This is a genomic window from bacterium (genome assembly GCA_016699595.1).
Classification (GTDB): domain Bacteria; phylum Patescibacteriota; class Dojkabacteria.
Genome location: CP064982.1, coordinates 393,779 through 410,368, shown reverse-complemented (window position 1 = coordinate 410,368; position 16,590 = coordinate 393,779). Strand labels below are relative to the sequence as shown.

The following is a 16,590-nucleotide window of genomic DNA, read 5'->3' as shown; positions in this document are numbered from 1 at the left end:
TTATAATTGTTTTGTGTATTTAATGTTTAAAGAACTGATCTCCAAAATTGAAGAAATTATCAAAAAAAAAGATTTTGATAAGTTAAATATTGAGCTGCTAAGTCTTGAAAAGCAAACCTTGGAGTCAAACTTTTGGTCAGACCAATCTAAAGCTAGAAAAGTAAATCAACGAATTGCGGAGATCAACTCTGAACTTAAGACACAGGGGATTTTGAATGAGCTAAATAGTTTGCAAGAGTTGGAAGATCTGAATAAAGATGTAGATGACTCTTTGCTCCGGGAACAAATTCTTGAAGATTATCAACATTATGTAAGTTTAGTAAGTAATCTTGAAATTGAGACTTACTTATCAGGTAAATTTGACAATCTTCCAGCATTATTTTCTATCCATGCAGGTCAGGGAGGAACCGAAGCATGCGATTGGTCTGCAATGCTTGAGCGAATGTATATAAAGTATTTTGAAAAAAAAGGTTTTAAATATGAAATTGTTGATAAGGTCTATGGAACTGAAGCAGGAATTAGTTCAGTATATTTTGAAGTTTATGGAAAGTTTGCTTATGGATTACTCAAAAATGAGCTTGGTACTCATAGGTTAGTTCGCGTATCACCATTCAATGCACAGGGACTTAGACAAACGAGTTTTGCTGGAGTGGAAGTCGCCCCATTGTTCGACGAGGATAACTCTACAGAAAATGATATAGATATTCCAGAGTCAGACATAGAATTTAGTGCTGTTCGTTCCGGTGGAGCAGGTGGTCAGAATGTAAACAAGGTTGCTACTACAGTGAGATTGATTCACAAGCCAAGTGGTATAGTTGTCACATGTTCAACAGGTAGATCACAACTAGCAAACAAAAAATCAGCAATGGCAATGTTGAAAGCAAAGTTATTCCTACTGGAAGAGCAAAAAAGGCAGGAGGAACTATCAGGAATCAAGGGTGAGCATAAGATAGCTGGTTGGGGCAATCAAATAAGAAATTATGTTCTACATCCTTATAAATTGGTCAAAGATTTGAGAACTGATGTAGAAACTAGTGATGCAGAATCTGTGCTTGATGGAGAATTGGATTTGTTTGTGGAAGCATTAGTCAGAATGTAAAAGTTATGCAAGTAATTACGAGTACACAAAACTCAGAGATAAAGGATTTAGCAAAACTTAAACAAAAAGAATATAGAGATAGTAAGAAGCAGTTTTTGATAGAAGGGTATTGGCTAGTTAAATTGGCTATAGAATCAAATTTTCCAATTTCTAAACTTTATATCTGCAAAGAGTTATTTCATAAAAAGTTTGATAATGAAAGTTTGATAAAACTTGTCATCAATCAAAATGTCGAAGTTCAGGAAATAAGTACGCAAGTGTTCCAAAAGCTAAGTACAATCCAAAGCAGTATGGAAGGACTTATGGCACTTGCTAGCAAAGAAGTGAGTGATATTGATGATATTCAAGTTACAGACAACTCAATTTTCATTGTTGCAGAATCAATTGAAGAAAGTTCAAATCTAGGAGGTATTTTGAGGCTCGCTGATAATGTTGGTGCAGATGGTGTGATAGTAACTGATATAAGAACAGATATTTTTTCTCCAGTTGTTATCCGAAGTAGCCTGGGTGCATTTTTCACAGTAAATTTCTACATTGATTCAAGCGTGAATTTTATTGACTGGGCTAGAAAACAAAATGTCTTGACAGTCGCAACTTCACCAAATGCTTCAGAGTATTATAATGACATTCAATATCCAAGGCCACTTGCTGTAATGGTTGGTTCTGAATATCAAGGATTGAGTCGAGTTCTGATTGATGGTGCGGATCGTATAGTCAAAATTCCGATGAAGGGCAAAATAAATTCGATGGGGATAATACCAAGTTTGGCAGTGATGATGTATATGTTGTAAAGACAAGTGCTACTTTCATAAAAAAATTAATCATAGTAGAAGGAATAAAGTTTTGAATTAGAGTATCGTCATAAATCAAGTACATCAATAGTTGGAGGGTTGAAAAGTCTTGCAGGAATTCCAAATTCACCTAAACCACAAGTTATAAATAACTTGTGAGATTTATAATAACCTTTATCAAACTGAATCCCATCATTATTTTCTACGTGCAAAATCATCTTATATAAAATTGGTAACCTGATTTGTCCGCAATGTGTGTGGCCTGCAAGTGTAAGATCAACATTATCCAAACTTAGATAATCTCTCACTGAATCTGGGTTATGAGCTAAAACTAAAACTTTATCTTCAATAGTCAAAGTATTCAAAATAGTAGAATGATTATTTCCTACATATCTATCCCCAAGTCCAACAATTTGGATGTTTTCAAAGTCAAGAGTTTCATTAGTCAAAACATTCACTTTATTACTTTCCAAAACCTCGACAATCTGATTTTTCATGTCTGCTGCACTTCCAAGTACATCATGATTTCCCACAACCGCAAAAGTTGGATATCTTATCTCGGATAACGGCTTGAAGTATTCTGACAGCTTAGTATTGTCTTGTTTATAAACAAAGTCACCAGCTATAAGCACAGCATCAACATTTTCTACGCTATTTATTTTCTTTACTACCAAAGCCAAGTAACTTGCATCTTTGAATTTACCTAAATGTAAGTCAGAAATCAAAATAAACCTCTTCTCAAAACCTAAGTTTATTTTTGTATATTGAATTTGGGTATTGAACCTTTCAATATAAACTGAGTAAAATATAATGATCAAAACTAGTACAAATAATACTCCAAGTGCTTTCAAAATTATTTTAGCAAATTTATTAATTAGCATTATTTAACTTTTTAATCAAAATATCAATCATTCCTCGAAATGGTTCCGAACCCATAAATAAAACTACGTGATTTTCACTTATAGTTTCTATTTTACTCAATAAACATTCAATGAATTTGTCATCTTCCTTTTCGACTTTCACCTTGTTTAGATTGAGAAACTGTGCAAAATAATTTTCACTTGCATAAGTTTCACTATCTTCTGCAATTTTTGTACTCCAACGAGGAATTATAACTTCGTCAATAACTACATTATCAAATACTCCTTGATATTGACTTAAACTAACTTTTGTAATATTTCCTAGATTTGGCAATATTATGCAAGTAATTTTATGATCTTTGAATTTATCAGCAACTGCTGAAATACTTGCTTTGAATTTTTCAGGATTATGTGCAAAATCATCAATTATAACTAAATGATTGTCTAAACTAGTTTGAGATTTGATTACATTATCAAATTTTATTTGAAGTCTGCGAGTAGGTCCAGGGTAAGTATTTATTGAATTTATAATTGAGTCGATATTAGCTTTCAAAAAATCATTATCAAAACATTGTTTCAAAAGTTCTAAAGCTAAACTTATATTTTCGAGATTATGTTTACCAAATATTTTAGGGTTTATAGGTTTATCTAGAAATATTAAACTATTAGTGTGTGTTTCTAAGTAATTACTTAAATTTGAATAAATAATTTCTGATTTTATACTTTGATCTTCTTGCAACTTAGAAAATTTAGAATTTTTTAAAAACAATTCATCCTCGGCGTTGACTATAATAATTCCACCTTCTGGAACTGATTGCATCAAATTCAAAAAATTGACTTTATAATCTTCTTCAGTTTTGAAAATATCTGTATGATCCCATTTCACTGAAGTTACAATCAGATACTTCGGATGATAATAAAAAAACTTTGATTTACCATTTTTTTCAGCTGGATATTCATCACCTTCAATGATACTCCAATCTGAGCTTGTAATTTTCACTGACTCAAGTTCTGGAACTTCACCACCAATCATATAACTTGGATTTAAACCTAGGTCAGTAAATATTTTAACCAATAAACCCGTTATAGTAGTTTTTCCATAATTTCCGGTTATAACAATCGAATTTTTTTTGATCACAAACTTTTCAAGTAATTCAGTTGGAGAACAAGTCTCAATATTCAACTTTTTTGCTTTTATAACTTCAATATTATCTTCACCGATTGCAGCACCATAAGTAACTAAATCTGGCAAATTATTTTCATCTAAATGTTCTTCTTTATAGCCAACCAAGATTGGCAAATTATTCTTTTCAAGCAAAGTTGACATTGGTGGATAAAATGCTTTGTCAGAACCTGTAACTTCATGACCTAAATTCTTCAATTCTATTGCAAGTCCTGCGTTGAGTTTTCCACAAATACCGATAAAGTGAATTTTCATAAATTTAAAATTAATATAAACTTGTTGCTACTATAAATCTTCCATCGACTAAATTTTTATCAATATCTTTATTTTCTGAATAGTATCTATGTGAAAATGTAAGTTTGTTTTTTGCAGATTCGTAAGTATCAACCTCATATACTTCAATATTATCTGGACTTATACCAGCATCTAAATATTGATTAATAACAAAATTCAATATATCGACTTCAAAGTAATCCCCCTCTTTTGAAATAAAACTGCCCCAAACTTCAGCTTGAATATTTTCTAAATTTTGAGATTTATAATTAACTTTACTTATACTTGGAACAATTCCAATTTTTATAGTTTCAAGATTTACATTTTGTTGCTTTACCAAACAATCAATTGACTTCTTTGCAAGTAAAAGTTCAGCACTTCTACGACCAGTATGAACAATTCCAGTAATTTCTATATTATCAAAAGTTTTTGCATATAAAATAGCAGTAGTACAATCAGCAACACGAATTGAAATTGGTAAAGCTTGTATATTTGTAAAAAGTGCGTCACAAGAAATTGGAATACCGATTTTACCTTTTGGAAATAAATCAAGATTTCCCTCATTGACAAATACAATATTATCCTTATGTCCATCAGGCAATAACACTAAAGAATCTTCAAGTTCTGTAAGTTCAATTGAATCAAAGAAATATTGGATATTCTTCTTTGCATTGCTATTCTTATTTTTTGAAGACATATTTGCTTGATTTCCCCATGAAAATCCATGTTTAACAAAATTATTCAACCTAGGGAAATATCCAATATTTACCTTTAAGTATTTAATTTCATTCAAAATATTTGATTGACTAGGACTATTCATTTATTACTTTGAAAAAGAAAATAGTTATAATGGTTCCCAAAAGTATCAATGCTCCTATCAGATATGTAGAAGTCAAATTCATTCTTATATTTATCAAAGAATATACAACTATAAAATAAAAAAATATCATCCAAGTGAAAATTTTCCAAAAGTTCTCAAATGGTGTTTTGATAAGTCCAACAAACTTTGAGTTCATAAGTTTTGTTGCTGATTTAGGAGAAATTTGTTCGGAATTGAATTTGAGTGCTTGAAAGAATCTAATTCCAATTATTCCTGAGAATACAATCAAAATAATCAACAAAGAAAAGGTATTTACTTGTACAAGGTCAGGTAATGTAGGAAAAGAAAATCCAGCTGAGAATATCTTGAACTGTTCTGTATCATGAAAAATGGTGTAATTCACATTCAAAATTTCAGATAATCCTATAAGTGTAATTACTCTAAGCGTAAGTAATAAAGCCGCTGGAGACCAAATAGCCTCAATAATTTTTGATAATGCAGAATTCATTAGAAGATTATAGCAAAAGATTTTTATATATTCGGTAAATATACGGTTTCTTCTATACCATCATCGTGCACTATATAAGTAAACAAACCTATCTTTGTTTCATCTATTACATTGCTAAATATTTGTGGATTTACAATTGGTTTTATTTCTATAGCCATGAGATTAGGAGAGCTTTTTATGTGTATTCCTGGCATTGATAGTATAAATTGGGCATTTGGAAGGTTTTGTTTTGCAATCTCAATGAACTGCAATAGAGATAACTCATATTTATCACCAAACTTCTCCAAGATGCTAACTATTTCATCTAGTTGACATACATATACTCTAGAAGAAGAAGCATTATTTACTTCCTTCGATAATTCTTTTAGCATGTTCTCAATATTCAAATCTCGGAAGTGTATCCCCTCTATTACTGGTGCGAAATAAAATTCACTTTGAGGGTTGTTAGCGGACCTAAAATGCAATTCATTCATTATCGAACTTTTGCCAACTCTTTTATCCCCACATAAGAATACAAATTGATACTGCTCTAAAGCCTCAAATATTTCTGCAATTTCACTTTCGCGTCCAAAAAAATACTCTCCACTTACTGGCACATTTAACAATCTAATTTCAGTGTATTCACCTGAAGGTCCTTCTATTACTAAATGCTTACAGCCACGCTGAATGGTCTTTTCAAGCAAATATAGCTCTTTTAGATCTTTTGGAGCTCTTGTTTCTTTTACTTTAAGATCTATTTCTCTTATTTCAGGAACTATGCTTGTTGTGCATGCTTCACCTTTATTTGTCATAAAAACTTATAATTTGTTTCCATTTTTTGCAAACAAGTGGTTTTGGAATCTAGCCAGAATTTAGTTAGTATGTTTAGTCAAATTTTGAAAGTATTGTACTGATAGTTACTGATGAATTGATAGGATAAATAATTTTATCATAAATCAAGTATATGATACTAACTAATTTTCTCTTAATGCCTGTTGTACGAGAGTGAATGTAGCAAAGTAGAGTGAAAAGCGTAGTCGCCCCTTGAGTTGAAAACTAGCGTCACTATTGATTCAAAAGAAAAATTTATTCGAGAAATAACTTACTATATTGAAACTTGCTTAGATTACTTTCAATATCTTCATATGATTTCCCGCAAATCATTCTACCTGCAATAAAAACCTCTTGAGTTATATCTGCAAGACAAAAATCAGGCATTTGAAAATTGTCTTTTTCTTCTAAAGTTGCAAATTCAAAATCAACAACTACAAGACCTGCTAAACTATCTTGAAAAATATCAAATTCAGCAGTTCTATCTTTATAATCATAAAAATATCTTATTTTGTGAACTCTCTTTCCTTCGAGTTGTTGATTTAAGATATTAAATTCAGTTTCGGTAAGAATTATTGTTTGCTCTTCTTGATGTGAAGCGTCTCCACTATTTACATGCTCTTTTTTGGTCAAATCAAACTTATCACCATGTTTTCTAAGCCTCAATTTTGGTTGCTCGCTAGATTTGGGAATATACAGATCAATAATCTCATTGAATTTGCAACTTGTCAAATCTTTAGGAAGCTTTTTTGCTAAGTAAGTTTTTTCTATTTCGATCATAATATTTAAGAGAGTAGGTAAAACATTATAAATTTGACTGTTTTTATCTTATTCTAGCCAATTTTCAATTTCATATACTGTTACATTTTGGCCAAGGCAGATCTTTGAAAGCCGTCAGCCTAAATATAATGCAAATATTGATAGAAGTACAAATGCTCAATTACTTCCGTCTGCCCTGCTTTTGCCAAACTGATGTTGGCTGTAGTGGCTTTATTGACTTGATTTCTTGTTTGTAACTAATTCTGTAAAACTTTTGGCTGCATTTGTAAAGTCTGATGGCACTAAAACAATAGTCGTTGTGTTATTGTCAATTCCAATTTCAGAAAGCATTTGCATCCTTCTTAACTCTAATGCAATTGGGCTTCCTTCCATTTCTTTAGCACCTTGTGTCAATTTTATGGAAGCATCTAATTCTGCTTCTGCTTTTACAATTCTTGCCCTTTTTTCTCTAATTGCTTCTGCTTCCCGTGCCATTGCTCTTTGCATTCCTTCTGGAATTTCAACATCTTTCATTTCTACCATTTCAATTTTAACGCCCCAGGGTTCTGTCGTTTGGTCAACAATTTTTTGTAAGTTAGAATTTATCTGTTCTCGGTCCCTCAAAACTTCGTCCAAGCTATGTTGCCCAATTATATTTCTTAATGCTGAAACTGAAAATTGATAAACAGCTTTATTGTAATCAGCAACTTTAATAATTGAGCTTTCAGGGTTGATAATTTTAAACCAAAGTACAGCATTAACTTTTATGGTTACACTGTCTTTGGTAATGGTTTCTTGTTGTTCTAAATCAACAGTCTTTGTTCTTATGTCAATTTTTTGCTGTCTTTCAATAAATGGAATTATCCAATAAAGTCCTGGTCCTTTTACTGATTTAAAGCGTCCAAGTCTGAATACAATAGCTCGTTGATATTCTTGTGCTATTCTCAAACCCGAAAGAAAAAGAAGTGTTATTAGTCCTAAAATTGGTATTATTAATGTCATGGTGTTATTTTTAAATGTTTCTATTATTTCAGGGGCAGGTTCATACTATTCCAGCCAACTATCAGATATGCGAAGTTCGACTAAACTTCGTATATTATCCATGCAAATATTATACACTATTATTGGGTAGTATAACAGTGTATGTAAGTTATGTATAAAGAATTAATTACGAAGTTTTTGAAAGTACTGAAAGTTAAACCTTTGCTTATATGAGAAGTTTCGCTCATTTCCTTGTTATTTTATCATATAACGTTCCAGTATTTATTGTATTGTCCGACCCGAACGGAGTGAAAGCGAAGCAGCAACGAAACGTCCTGGAATAGTAAACTTGTTTCTTAGATAATAGGGATAAGTGAGGAGATAATGTTATTTACATAGTGAAGAATGATCCCAGGCCAAATAGTTTTTGTTTTTATGGTGATATAAGCCAATATTGGACCTATTAAAAACATCGCATAACTGACTTGATATAACAACGCGAAGTTACTAAGATGGGTGGAATTTTTCAAATGCCACAAACCGAAAATTAGTGATGACAGAATAATTGCTTTGTTACGATTGAAATATTTAAGAAACATTGCAAGGCATAGACCACGAAAAATAACTTCTTCATAAATTGGTGCGAAAATTGTTACAAATTTTGGAAGCTCACTTACTAATCCTGTTTGAATGTTGAATGCTTGTACCGATCTGAATACAAACAGAAATATAATTAGGAGTGTTTGTAACGGAATTGTTAATTTCCAAACTTTCTTTAAGTGGAACCAAGTAAGGTTAATGTGCATAAATAAAAAACACTAGTTGATACTAAGTTCGACTAGATTTCGTATATTATCTATGCAAACATTATACACTATTATTAGTTAGTATACAAATGTATCTAAATTATGTATGAAGCACTAGTTGTGAAGTTTTTGAAAGTACTGGAAGTCACACGTTTCGGCATCATCTTGAGTATGAAGAAGCATTAGCAAAGTCAGATATGCTATGTTAGACAATATTGACTCCGACTTTTATAGCACTTCTTGATTTATCCACGATACATAATCACTGTTAGCAGATGCAGATATTTTAATAATACAAGGCGTTTCATAGGGATGAAGTTTGATTACCGCCGCCTTAACTTGTTCCCAATTCTTCATGTTAGTCTTTACAATAGAAACAACTTCTGTAGAATGCTCAATTTTTCCTTTCCACCAATATGTATTTTGAATTGGAAAGAAGTTGCCACAAGCAATCAAACGACTCTTCATTAAAGACGACACGATTTTCTTTGCAGTTTCTAAATCAGGATGGGTAATATAGATAATAATGAATCCATTGTTCCTTGACATAACTTTGATTGTAGTAGTAATTAAGTTAAGAAAATTTCGTCTAGCATTTAAGGATGTACGAAGTTCAATTAAATTTTGTAAAATATCCCATGCAAATAGTATACACTATCATTAGTTAGTATACAAATGTATCTAAACTATGTATGAAGCACTAGTTGTGAAGTTTTTGAAAGTACTGGAAGTTAAACCTTTGCTTATATGAGAAGTTTTTCTGAAACGAAGTGGAAGAAAAACTTGGGAAAGTTGCGAGCCGAGCAATTTCCTTGTTATACGAGGGTAAGGAGCGATAGCGACGAAAGCGAAGCGTCCCCTTGAGTAAGCGCGACTTCAAAGAAATGAATTAAGAAAAGCATTTTTATTCTTTGAATTTTCTGATTATAAAATCTATAATAATTGAAATAAAATATGAACCTAAAAGCAAAATAACGAATTCTGAGAATTGTAATCCACAACTGGAAGGACTATAAAATAATTTGGGTTCAATATACATATTAATACAGGATAAATGAAACCAAAAAGGAAATGACAATATCATTAAAATTATTATAGAAATAATCTGAGTTTTTGTGAATTTAAAAAATTTCTTCCACTTCATCTTATTATCTTGATTCTTGACTAATATAAATCTTTCTATTCACTTTGACCCGAGCCTTATTCGCATAACGTTCGCTGATATCTGACGTCCCGACCATTCAATTAAAATTTAACTCATCGGTCTGGATGTGCGAAGCGAACAGATATCAACTGTTAGATGACCCGTTAGGGCGAGCGACCTTAGGAGCGAGAGTCAAAAACATTTTCCATATTTAGCAAAAAGTTATAATGTTATTAAAATGATCAACATAATAGATTGGTAAGTTAAGCTTTTCTAATTTAGAAACAAGAAACTCATTTATTTCTTCTATTTTTATTTCTGTTCCATCAAAATTTTTTAGTAAACTTCTTCCTAAAATAAATCCTTTCGGTAAATTGTTTTTTATTACATAAAGTACTTGATCTAGATAATATTCAAGCTCTTTTAACTCTATACCATTAGCCCCATGATGATATTCCAAAAATAGATATCTTTCTTGTAAGTTTATATTGATCTGATTTTGCATAAATGCGAATATGAGCATATGTCCACCTGTTATTTTTACCTTATTTATATCTAAATCTTCCGTATTTGAAGACAATGATTTTGCCATACTAGAACCAGCATCCCCTGTTTTTAAGAAATTTACGATAAATTCACGGCTATTATTTGTTGGGAAAAACTGTTTAATGTACACAAGTCCTTGCCCATAGTAACAAGTAATTCCCAAGGAAACTGCCTTAGAGGAAAAGTGAGTAAAATCTGATAATCCATAAAACTTTTTATTACTTGCAACCACCTTTCCCCAATCAATTTTTTCTAACGTTTTAATACATGACCATCCTCCACAAACAATCCATATTATATCCGCCTCAGAATCCAATGACTTATTAAACTTTGCCACTAAATTATCCAAATCACTTTCACCAGAACAAAAATCAAGATACTCAATATTTTCTTCATGTAAAAAACCTATTGCATCTTGATAAGTCTTGTGTTTTGCAAAATCTTCTAATTTACACAGATTTGTTAATGCGATTTTCATAACTTTTTGCTTTTAAAAATATAATTGTTTTTGATTTCATCTAACTCTCGGATATACGAAGTCCGACTAGATTGCGTATATTATCTATACTAATATTATACACTATTATTGGGTAGTATAACAGTGATATAAGTTATGCATAAAGAACTAATTACGAAGTTTTTGAAAGTACTGGAAGTTAAACCTTTGCTTGTATGAGAAGTTTTCCCTGTTCGCTTAATTTTATTATTTGCGTGAAGAACTGTAATATTATTATACCTTATATTACCTTGACTCATCCAACCAACTCCAATCCATGTTTGCAATATCCCGAAGTCGATAGTGTCCTGGATCATTCTTTTTTAACCATGCGTCTATTGCGTTAATACCACCTTTTTGAATTATTTGAAATAACAAACATTCTCTAAGCATTAGATTGACAGGCTGTCCAGCTTTTTTATATTGTTCTTGTTGACTCTTGACCACACAAGCTGTCTGGAAGATTTTTTGATAAGACCAAGCCCCTTTTGGATAAAGGACATTATCACGATAATCACCATATGTCTCATAATATACATTATCAAAACTTTTCTGATCTTTTGGATAACGTCTCTTCCCCATATTTCTTTAAGAATGTTTTTGCTTTATAGATTAATAAACTACAAATTTACCATTAATTGTACTGTATTTAGTTTAATATGTCAAATCAATAAATCAGTTATCTTCCATAATATCAAGAGCCAATTGTGAAAAAAGTAAAACTCGACGGAGGAGGCGAGATTCGAACTCGCGATGAGTTGCCCCATGCCGCTTTTCGAGAGCGGTACCTTCAACCACTCGGTCACCCCTCCATACTAACCATTTTTGTTTGCAAGTTGACCACAAGCTGCTTGTATTTTGTCACCCATGGTGATTCTAATTGTTGTAGGAATTTTGAAATGTTTCAAAGTTTCATAAAACGCATAAACATTTCGTAGATCTGATTTTCTCAAATCTTTTGCTTCAGCAATTGGATTCATAGGTATCAAATTTACATGTGCCTCTCGATTTTTGAGTAACTTAGCCAAATTTCTTGCACATTCTTGAGTGTCGTTTACCTGATCTATCAAGGTATATTCATAACTAATTCTTTTCCCGGTATATTTCTCATACTTCTTTATGAATTCCATCAACTTATCAAGCGAATAAATTTTTGCAACTGGCATTAATTTTTCTCTAAGTTCCTGACTAGGTGCGTGAAGCGAAATTGCAAGCTTTGTTTTCATTCCCTCGGTCATATACTTTTCAAGTTGTGGTATATAACCTGAACTAGACAAAGTTATATGCCTGTCTCCTAAACCAAATTCATTTGGATTTGTAAGTATTTTCAAACTTTCAACTACATTTTCATAATTCAACATAGGTTCGCCCATTCCCATATAAACTATGTTTGTAACTTTTTCAAAATTATCTTTTTCCTTCAAAAAGTGATTGGAAGTGGAAGTAGGTTGTTGGTTAGGCAAATCATTTTCCAAGTTTTTGGGCATAAGCTTCATAAGTCTAGCCCAAAATAAAACTTGATCGACAATCTCTTGTGAGGTTAGATTCCTCATAAATCCCATTTGACCAGAAGCACAAAAAATACAACCAACAGGGCAACCAACTTGAGAACTAACGCAAACTGAGTTGCGACCATCTTCAAATCTCATCAAAACTGATTCAATTTTCTTGCCATCATAAAGCTTGAAAAGAGATTTCCAAGTATTTGATTCTTTGTCAAATAGAAGTTTAATTAGTTCAAAATGTAAAGTAGCTGATAAATCTATTATTTTTGCAAATTCTAATTTGGAACTTTTGAACTCTTCTCTAGCTTCGGCATTGAAAATCTGAGAAAACTTCAATGTGGAATTTTCCTCTGTTTGGACCAATGATTGTGCCTTTTTTGAAATAATTCTTCCAGAGCCGGTTTTTGTTGGGCTATTTGACTTGATATTTTTCAATTCTTGAAGTTCATTGTCAAATTGAGTTTTGCAAAACTCTCTTTCTTCTTTTGACAAAGCTGTGATATCTTCAAAGTTTGTAACAATGTCTTGAAACCAAGCTTTATTTAATATTTCTAATTTGTATTTTTTGAAGTTTGTGTTTTGAGAAAATGAGGTAAAATACATTACTTTCTTCTCATAGGTGGAAAAATCACTCCTTCTCTTGCTGAAACATTTTCAAAGAACCAAAAATTTCTTTCTGCATGTCCCCATCCACAAGTTGGAGGCATACCGTACTCAAGCATTTCTACAAAGTCATCATCCAACATTTGCGCCTCAGCATCTCCTTCTTCTCTAAGTTTTTCTTGTTCCAAAAAATTCTGGAGTTGAAGTTGAGGGTCATTCAATTCACTAAATCCATTTCCAAGTTCTGATCCAGCAATTATGGGATGAAATCGTTCTGTTATTCTTTTGTCAGTATCACTTGGCTTTGCAAGTGGGGAAAGAAATGCAGGCTCATAAATCATCCAAACTGGACCTCCGATAGTTGCTCGAATTTTCTTCCAAAGCTTGTCAATACCTCGATTAATATTTTCTGCTTTATCATCAAACTTGGCAAGTTCTACATTCACTTTGTCCAAATCAACATTCCAAATATCAATTCCAAATCTATCTTGCAAAATTTGCTCATAAGTTATAACTTCCCATTTTTTTTCAAGATCTATTTCTTCAAAGCCTTTCATGTTTTCAAATTTTGTCGTGCCCCAAACTTCATATGAGATAAACTTAAACATTTCTTCCATAAATTCCATTCCCTTTTGAAAATCAGCATATGCCCAGTACCATTCCATAGCAATATGCTCAGGCAAATGTTCATCAGAAAAACCTTCATTTCTGAATCTTGGACCAATGTCATAAACTTTCTCGTAGCCAGCTCCAATTAGCCTTTTGAGTGGTAATTCGTGAGAAATACGCAAGTAAAAGTCTTGGTCTATAGCATCCATATGAGTTACAAATGGATTTGCATCAGCTCCTCCTGTAGTGAGTTCCAAAACAGGCATATTCATCTCAATGAAACCTTTGGAGTTTAAGAAGTCCCTGTTTGCTTGCCAGAACTTGGATCTTCTCTCAAATCTTGCTTGTAAGTCAAGTTTGTCTTTTGATCCATTCACATTTATATCCAGATATCTTTTTCTTTGTCTTTCTTCTACATCATTGAGTTCATCTGGAATTGGTCTAAGGGACTTTGTGATAATTCGGATGCTTTTGACTAATATAGAGATTTCACCAGTTTTTGATTTGCCTAGAGTCCCAAAGACTTCTACAAAATCTCCATTGTCAATAAGATCTAACTGTCCAAATTCTAAATATTTTGTTTCTAGTCCAATCACATTTTGTGGCATACCAATGCATTGAATTTTGCCTGATTCATCTTGCACATCAAGGAACAACAATTTACCATAACTTCGGATAGAGACAATTCTTCCGGTTATGAAAAAATCTTTCCCTTGCAATTCGTCAAAGTTATTTATAAGTTCTGCATTGTTTTTGTCTTTTTGAACTCGAGCAGGATATGGGTCAAATCCCAATTCCTTCAGCTTGTTTAATTTTTGAACTCTAAATTCTCTTACTTGTTGTAGTGATTGTCCGATATTTGACATAAATTTATTTAAGTTCTGTTACTTATTATTAGTTCAGCATTATAGCCTGAGTATGATATCAGATAATTATACAATTATAAATGATTTTATAGATAAATTGTGATAACGCATTTGAAATTCCAACTAGTAACTTTACTTGAAAAATGCAGTACAAAAGCAGTATAATGTTTCTTAATAATTTAAATAATGTAATACTTACAAATCCTAACTTAACTACTATGGAACTTATAATTATCCCCATCATCATATTGATATTAGTTTTTATTTTTATCCCATCGATTCTTTTTACGGTTGAACAGCAAACTGCTGCAGTGATTGAAAGATTTGGCAAATTTGTCAGAATTGCAACAGCTGGTCTAAATTGGAAAATTCCTCTTGTTGAAAAAAAGGCAGGAAAGTTATCTTTTCGAGTTCAAGAATTAAATGTAAAGGCTGAAACGAAGACACTGGACAATGTATTTGTTCATTTGACAACTTCAGTTCAGTTTTTTGTCATACCTCAAAAAGCTGCAGATGCATTTTATAAATTGAATGATCCTGCAAGACAGATAAATTCTTATGTTTATGATGTCATTAGAGCGAAAGTCCCCAAAATGACACTAGACCAGCTTTTTGATAACAAAGATGAAATAGCACTTGCAGTAAAAAAAGAGTTGGAAGAAACTATGACACAATTTGGTTTTGGAATAGTGAATGCACTAGTTACCGATATTGAACCAGATGCAAAGGTCAAAGAATCAATGAACGAGATAAATTCAGCACAAAGACTTCGAATTGCGGCTGCAGAGAAAGGTGAAGCAGAAAGAATATTGCTAGTCAAAAGAGCTGAAGCTGAAGCACAATCGAAAGCATTGCAAGGTAAAGGTATTGCTGATCAAAGAAGAGCTATAATTCAAGGATTGAAAGATTCTGTTGAGGAATTTCAAAGTTCAGTTCACGGTTCAACTGCGAAAGATGTGATGAATTTGGTTCTAATGACACAATACTTTGACACATTGAAAGAGATTTCCATGAGTAGCAAAACAAATACAATCATGCTTCCACATTCACCGTCCGGAATGAATGATATCGCAAGTCAGATTAGAGACAGTATGATAAGTGCAAATGAAGTAGGGAGATTGGAGAAGTAAAAGAATCTGAGACTTTATGATGTTTCTCGATGAAGAATGGAATGTAGTATTATATCTTTCAGTTGGAGTGTGGAAACAATGAAAAAGAACTTGTACTACAATCCTAGCATTTAGGAATGTTTTGATAGTCTTACTGAATTTCTCTAATTTTTGAGCAACATAATAAATCAGTTGTGTTTATATTTTTGCAAAATAAGGACGCAAAATATCTGTGAGCGAACCGTATATGTTTTGTTATCTGATTTTTCAAGCAATGTTTTTGTCGTGCAATTTTATCCAGCCTAATTTTAACCACAAAACTACTTCTTCGTATGATTGCACACGCTCACTTGGTTCTTGCAAAAGCATCACCTCAAGATTTTTGTTGTGAATGAGGTTTTGAGCAACCCCAAAACACATTTCTGCAAAAGATTCCACACCGAGATATCCAGTAATACCATTTTTATCCTCATTCATAACAAAAAGAATATCCGCCTCTGTGATATTTTTGAAAAAATCCGTATGAACCTTAGGATATTCTTCTAAAAAGTTCTCCTTTTTTATTGGCAAAGGACAATTTGTCACAAGACACCCTTTATCTTCCCAAAACTTTTTCCAGAACAAAACTTTTTCTTGAAGTGATGCGCTCCCGGCAATAACAACTTTCTTTGTCATATTTTTCACTAAACTTTGCTAATTGTATAAAAAATATTGCTTGAAATTTCCGATAACTCTCATCTTTGCGAATGTTTGACTATATAGCAAATATGAGTATATATATTATATATTTTTTAAATATAATATACTGTTTTTAGTATATGC

The 16,590-nt window shown here is 32.0% G+C and carries 17 protein-coding genes and 1 tRNA gene; 3 read left to right on the top strand and 15 right to left on the bottom strand.

Annotated elements, in window-relative coordinates; all coding sequences use genetic code 11:
• Positions 1 to 22 precede the first annotated feature (22 nt).
• Together prfB and IPJ91_02005 are read left to right on the top strand one after the other, a co-directional pair.
• Positions 23 to 1,099 (top strand): peptide chain release factor 2, encoded by a 1,077-nt coding sequence (gene prfB / locus IPJ91_02010; protein ID QQR93214.1) that lies wholly within the window; start codon positions 23 to 25, stop codon positions 1,097 to 1,099.
• A gap of 5 nt (positions 1,100 to 1,104) precedes the next feature.
• A complete protein-coding gene (locus IPJ91_02005; protein QQR93213.1) occupies positions 1,105 to 1,890 on the top strand; it encodes an RNA methyltransferase in 786 nt (261 codons plus the stop codon).
• Positions 1,891 to 1,958: 68 nt separating this feature from the next.
• On the opposite strand, the gene IPJ91_02000 is transcribed toward IPJ91_02005, so the two are convergent.
• From IPJ91_02000 to IPJ91_01935, 14 genes are all read right to left on the bottom strand, one after another.
• Positions 1,959 to 2,771 carry a metallophosphoesterase gene (locus IPJ91_02000; GenBank protein ID QQR93212.1) on the bottom strand — a complete coding sequence of 271 codons (813 nt, stop codon included), beginning with the start codon at positions 2,769 to 2,771 and terminating at the stop codon, positions 1,959 to 1,961.
• Positions 2,761 to 4,188 (bottom strand): hypothetical protein, encoded by a 1,428-nt coding sequence (locus tag IPJ91_01995; protein QQR93211.1) that lies wholly within the window; start codon positions 4,186 to 4,188, stop codon positions 2,761 to 2,763. The genes IPJ91_02000 and IPJ91_01995 overlap by 11 nt, the downstream gene beginning before the upstream one ends.
• 10 nt (positions 4,189 to 4,198) lie before the next feature.
• Positions 4,199 to 5,026, bottom strand: coding sequence for a polyphenol oxidase family protein (locus IPJ91_01990; protein ID QQR93210.1), 828 nt, complete (start codon positions 5,024 to 5,026; stop codon positions 4,199 to 4,201).
• The gene (locus tag IPJ91_01985; GenBank protein QQR93209.1) at positions 5,019 to 5,534 is read right to left on the bottom strand and encodes a hypothetical protein; all 516 of its coding nucleotides are present in this window, start codon (positions 5,532 to 5,534) and stop codon (positions 5,019 to 5,021) included. Before IPJ91_01985 ends, IPJ91_01990 begins: the two co-directional genes overlap by 8 nt.
• 23 nt (positions 5,535 to 5,557) lie before the next feature.
• Positions 5,558 to 6,325, bottom strand: a complete 768-nt coding sequence (locus IPJ91_01980) for an ATP-binding protein (GenBank protein QQR93208.1) — start codon at positions 6,323 to 6,325, stop codon at positions 5,558 to 5,560.
• A gap of 274 nt (positions 6,326 to 6,599) precedes the next feature.
• Positions 6,600 to 7,124 (bottom strand): hypothetical protein, encoded by a 525-nt coding sequence (locus tag IPJ91_01975; GenBank protein QQR93207.1) that lies wholly within the window; start codon positions 7,122 to 7,124, stop codon positions 6,600 to 6,602.
• Positions 7,125 to 7,334: 210 nt separating this feature from the next.
• Complete coding sequence (locus IPJ91_01970) at positions 7,335 to 8,105, bottom strand: slipin family protein (GenBank protein ID QQR93206.1); 771 nt, start codon at positions 8,103 to 8,105, stop codon at positions 7,335 to 7,337.
• A gap of 335 nt (positions 8,106 to 8,440) precedes the next feature.
• The gene (locus tag IPJ91_01965; GenBank protein ID QQR93205.1) at positions 8,441 to 8,890 is read right to left on the bottom strand and encodes a CPBP family intramembrane metalloprotease; all 450 of its coding nucleotides are present in this window, start codon (positions 8,888 to 8,890) and stop codon (positions 8,441 to 8,443) included.
• A 228-nt stretch (positions 8,891 to 9,118) separates the two neighbouring features.
• Positions 9,119 to 9,439, bottom strand: a complete 321-nt coding sequence (locus IPJ91_01960) for a divalent-cation tolerance protein CutA (protein QQR93204.1) — start codon at positions 9,437 to 9,439, stop codon at positions 9,119 to 9,121.
• An 806-nt stretch (positions 9,440 to 10,245) separates the two neighbouring features.
• Positions 10,246 to 11,058, bottom strand: coding sequence for an LD-carboxypeptidase (locus tag IPJ91_01955; GenBank protein ID QQR93203.1), 813 nt, complete (start codon positions 11,056 to 11,058; stop codon positions 10,246 to 10,248).
• A gap of 264 nt (positions 11,059 to 11,322) precedes the next feature.
• Positions 11,323 to 11,658 carry a hypothetical protein gene (locus IPJ91_01950; protein QQR93202.1) on the bottom strand — a complete coding sequence of 112 codons (336 nt, stop codon included), beginning with the start codon at positions 11,656 to 11,658 and terminating at the stop codon, positions 11,323 to 11,325.
• 145 nt (positions 11,659 to 11,803) lie between these two features.
• A tRNA-Ser gene (locus IPJ91_01945) sits at positions 11,804 to 11,888 on the bottom strand.
• 3 nt (positions 11,889 to 11,891) lie between these two features.
• A complete protein-coding gene (gene rlmN / locus IPJ91_01940) occupies positions 11,892 to 13,184 on the bottom strand; it encodes a 23S rRNA (adenine(2503)-C(2))-methyltransferase RlmN (GenBank protein ID QQR93201.1) in 1,293 nt (430 codons plus the stop codon).
• Positions 13,184 to 14,659, bottom strand: a complete 1,476-nt coding sequence (locus tag IPJ91_01935) for a lysine--tRNA ligase (GenBank protein QQR93200.1) — start codon at positions 14,657 to 14,659, stop codon at positions 13,184 to 13,186. Before IPJ91_01935 ends, rlmN begins: the two co-directional genes overlap by 1 nt.
• A 218-nt stretch (positions 14,660 to 14,877) precedes the next feature.
• Here IPJ91_01935 and IPJ91_01930 point away from each other — a divergent pair, with 218 nt between their 5' ends.
• Entirely contained in the window at positions 14,878 to 15,789 is a 912-nt protein-coding gene (locus IPJ91_01930; protein QQR93888.1) for an SPFH domain-containing protein, read from the top strand.
• A gap of 246 nt (positions 15,790 to 16,035) precedes the next feature.
• Here IPJ91_01930 and IPJ91_01925 read toward each other — a convergent pair whose 3' ends face one another.
• Positions 16,036 to 16,443, bottom strand: coding sequence for a hypothetical protein (locus IPJ91_01925; GenBank protein ID QQR93199.1), 408 nt, complete (start codon positions 16,441 to 16,443; stop codon positions 16,036 to 16,038).
• Positions 16,444 to 16,590 lie beyond the last annotated feature (147 nt).

What these genes read in the sequence shown, in the direction of transcription:
- IPJ91_01985 (QQR93209.1), bottom strand. Translation starts at nt 5,534, where the DNA reads ATGAATTCTGCATTATCAAAAATTATTGAGGCTATTTGGTCTCCAGCG.
- IPJ91_01990 (QQR93210.1), bottom strand. Translation starts at nt 5,026, where the DNA reads ATGAATAGTCCTAGTCAATCAAATATTTTGAATGAAATTAAATACTTA.
- IPJ91_01960 (QQR93204.1), bottom strand. Translation starts at nt 9,439, where the DNA reads ATGTCAAGGAACAATGGATTCATTATTATCTATATTACCCATCCTGAT.
- IPJ91_01950 (QQR93202.1), bottom strand. Translation starts at nt 11,658, where the DNA reads ATGGGGAAGAGACGTTATCCAAAAGATCAGAAAAGTTTTGATAATGTA.
- IPJ91_01975 (QQR93207.1), bottom strand. Translation starts at nt 7,124, where the DNA reads ATGATCGAAATAGAAAAAACTTACTTAGCAAAAAAGCTTCCTAAAGAT.
- IPJ91_02000 (QQR93212.1), bottom strand. Translation starts at nt 2,771, where the DNA reads ATGCTAATTAATAAATTTGCTAAAATAATTTTGAAAGCACTTGGAGTA.
- rlmN (QQR93201.1), bottom strand. Translation starts at nt 13,184, where the DNA reads ATGTATTTTACCTCATTTTCTCAAAACACAAACTTCAAAAAATACAAA.
- IPJ91_02005 (QQR93213.1), top strand. Translation starts at nt 1,105, where the DNA reads ATGCAAGTAATTACGAGTACACAAAACTCAGAGATAAAGGATTTAGCA.
- prfB (QQR93214.1), top strand. Translation starts at nt 23, where the DNA reads ATGTTTAAAGAACTGATCTCCAAAATTGAAGAAATTATCAAAAAAAAA.
- IPJ91_01980 (QQR93208.1), bottom strand. Translation starts at nt 6,325, where the DNA reads ATGACAAATAAAGGTGAAGCATGCACAACAAGCATAGTTCCTGAAATA.
- IPJ91_01930 (QQR93888.1), top strand. Translation starts at nt 14,878, where the DNA reads ATGGAACTTATAATTATCCCCATCATCATATTGATATTAGTTTTTATT.
- IPJ91_01965 (QQR93205.1), bottom strand. Translation starts at nt 8,890, where the DNA reads ATGCACATTAACCTTACTTGGTTCCACTTAAAGAAAGTTTGGAAATTA.
- IPJ91_01970 (QQR93206.1), bottom strand. Translation starts at nt 8,105, where the DNA reads ATGACATTAATAATACCAATTTTAGGACTAATAACACTTCTTTTTCTT.
- IPJ91_01935 (QQR93200.1), bottom strand. Translation starts at nt 14,659, where the DNA reads ATGTCAAATATCGGACAATCACTACAACAAGTAAGAGAATTTAGAGTT.
- IPJ91_01995 (QQR93211.1), bottom strand. Translation starts at nt 4,188, where the DNA reads ATGAAAATTCACTTTATCGGTATTTGTGGAAAACTCAACGCAGGACTT.
- IPJ91_01925 (QQR93199.1), bottom strand. Translation starts at nt 16,443, where the DNA reads ATGACAAAGAAAGTTGTTATTGCCGGGAGCGCATCACTTCAAGAAAAA.
- IPJ91_01955 (QQR93203.1), bottom strand. Translation starts at nt 11,058, where the DNA reads ATGAAAATCGCATTAACAAATCTGTGTAAATTAGAAGATTTTGCAAAA.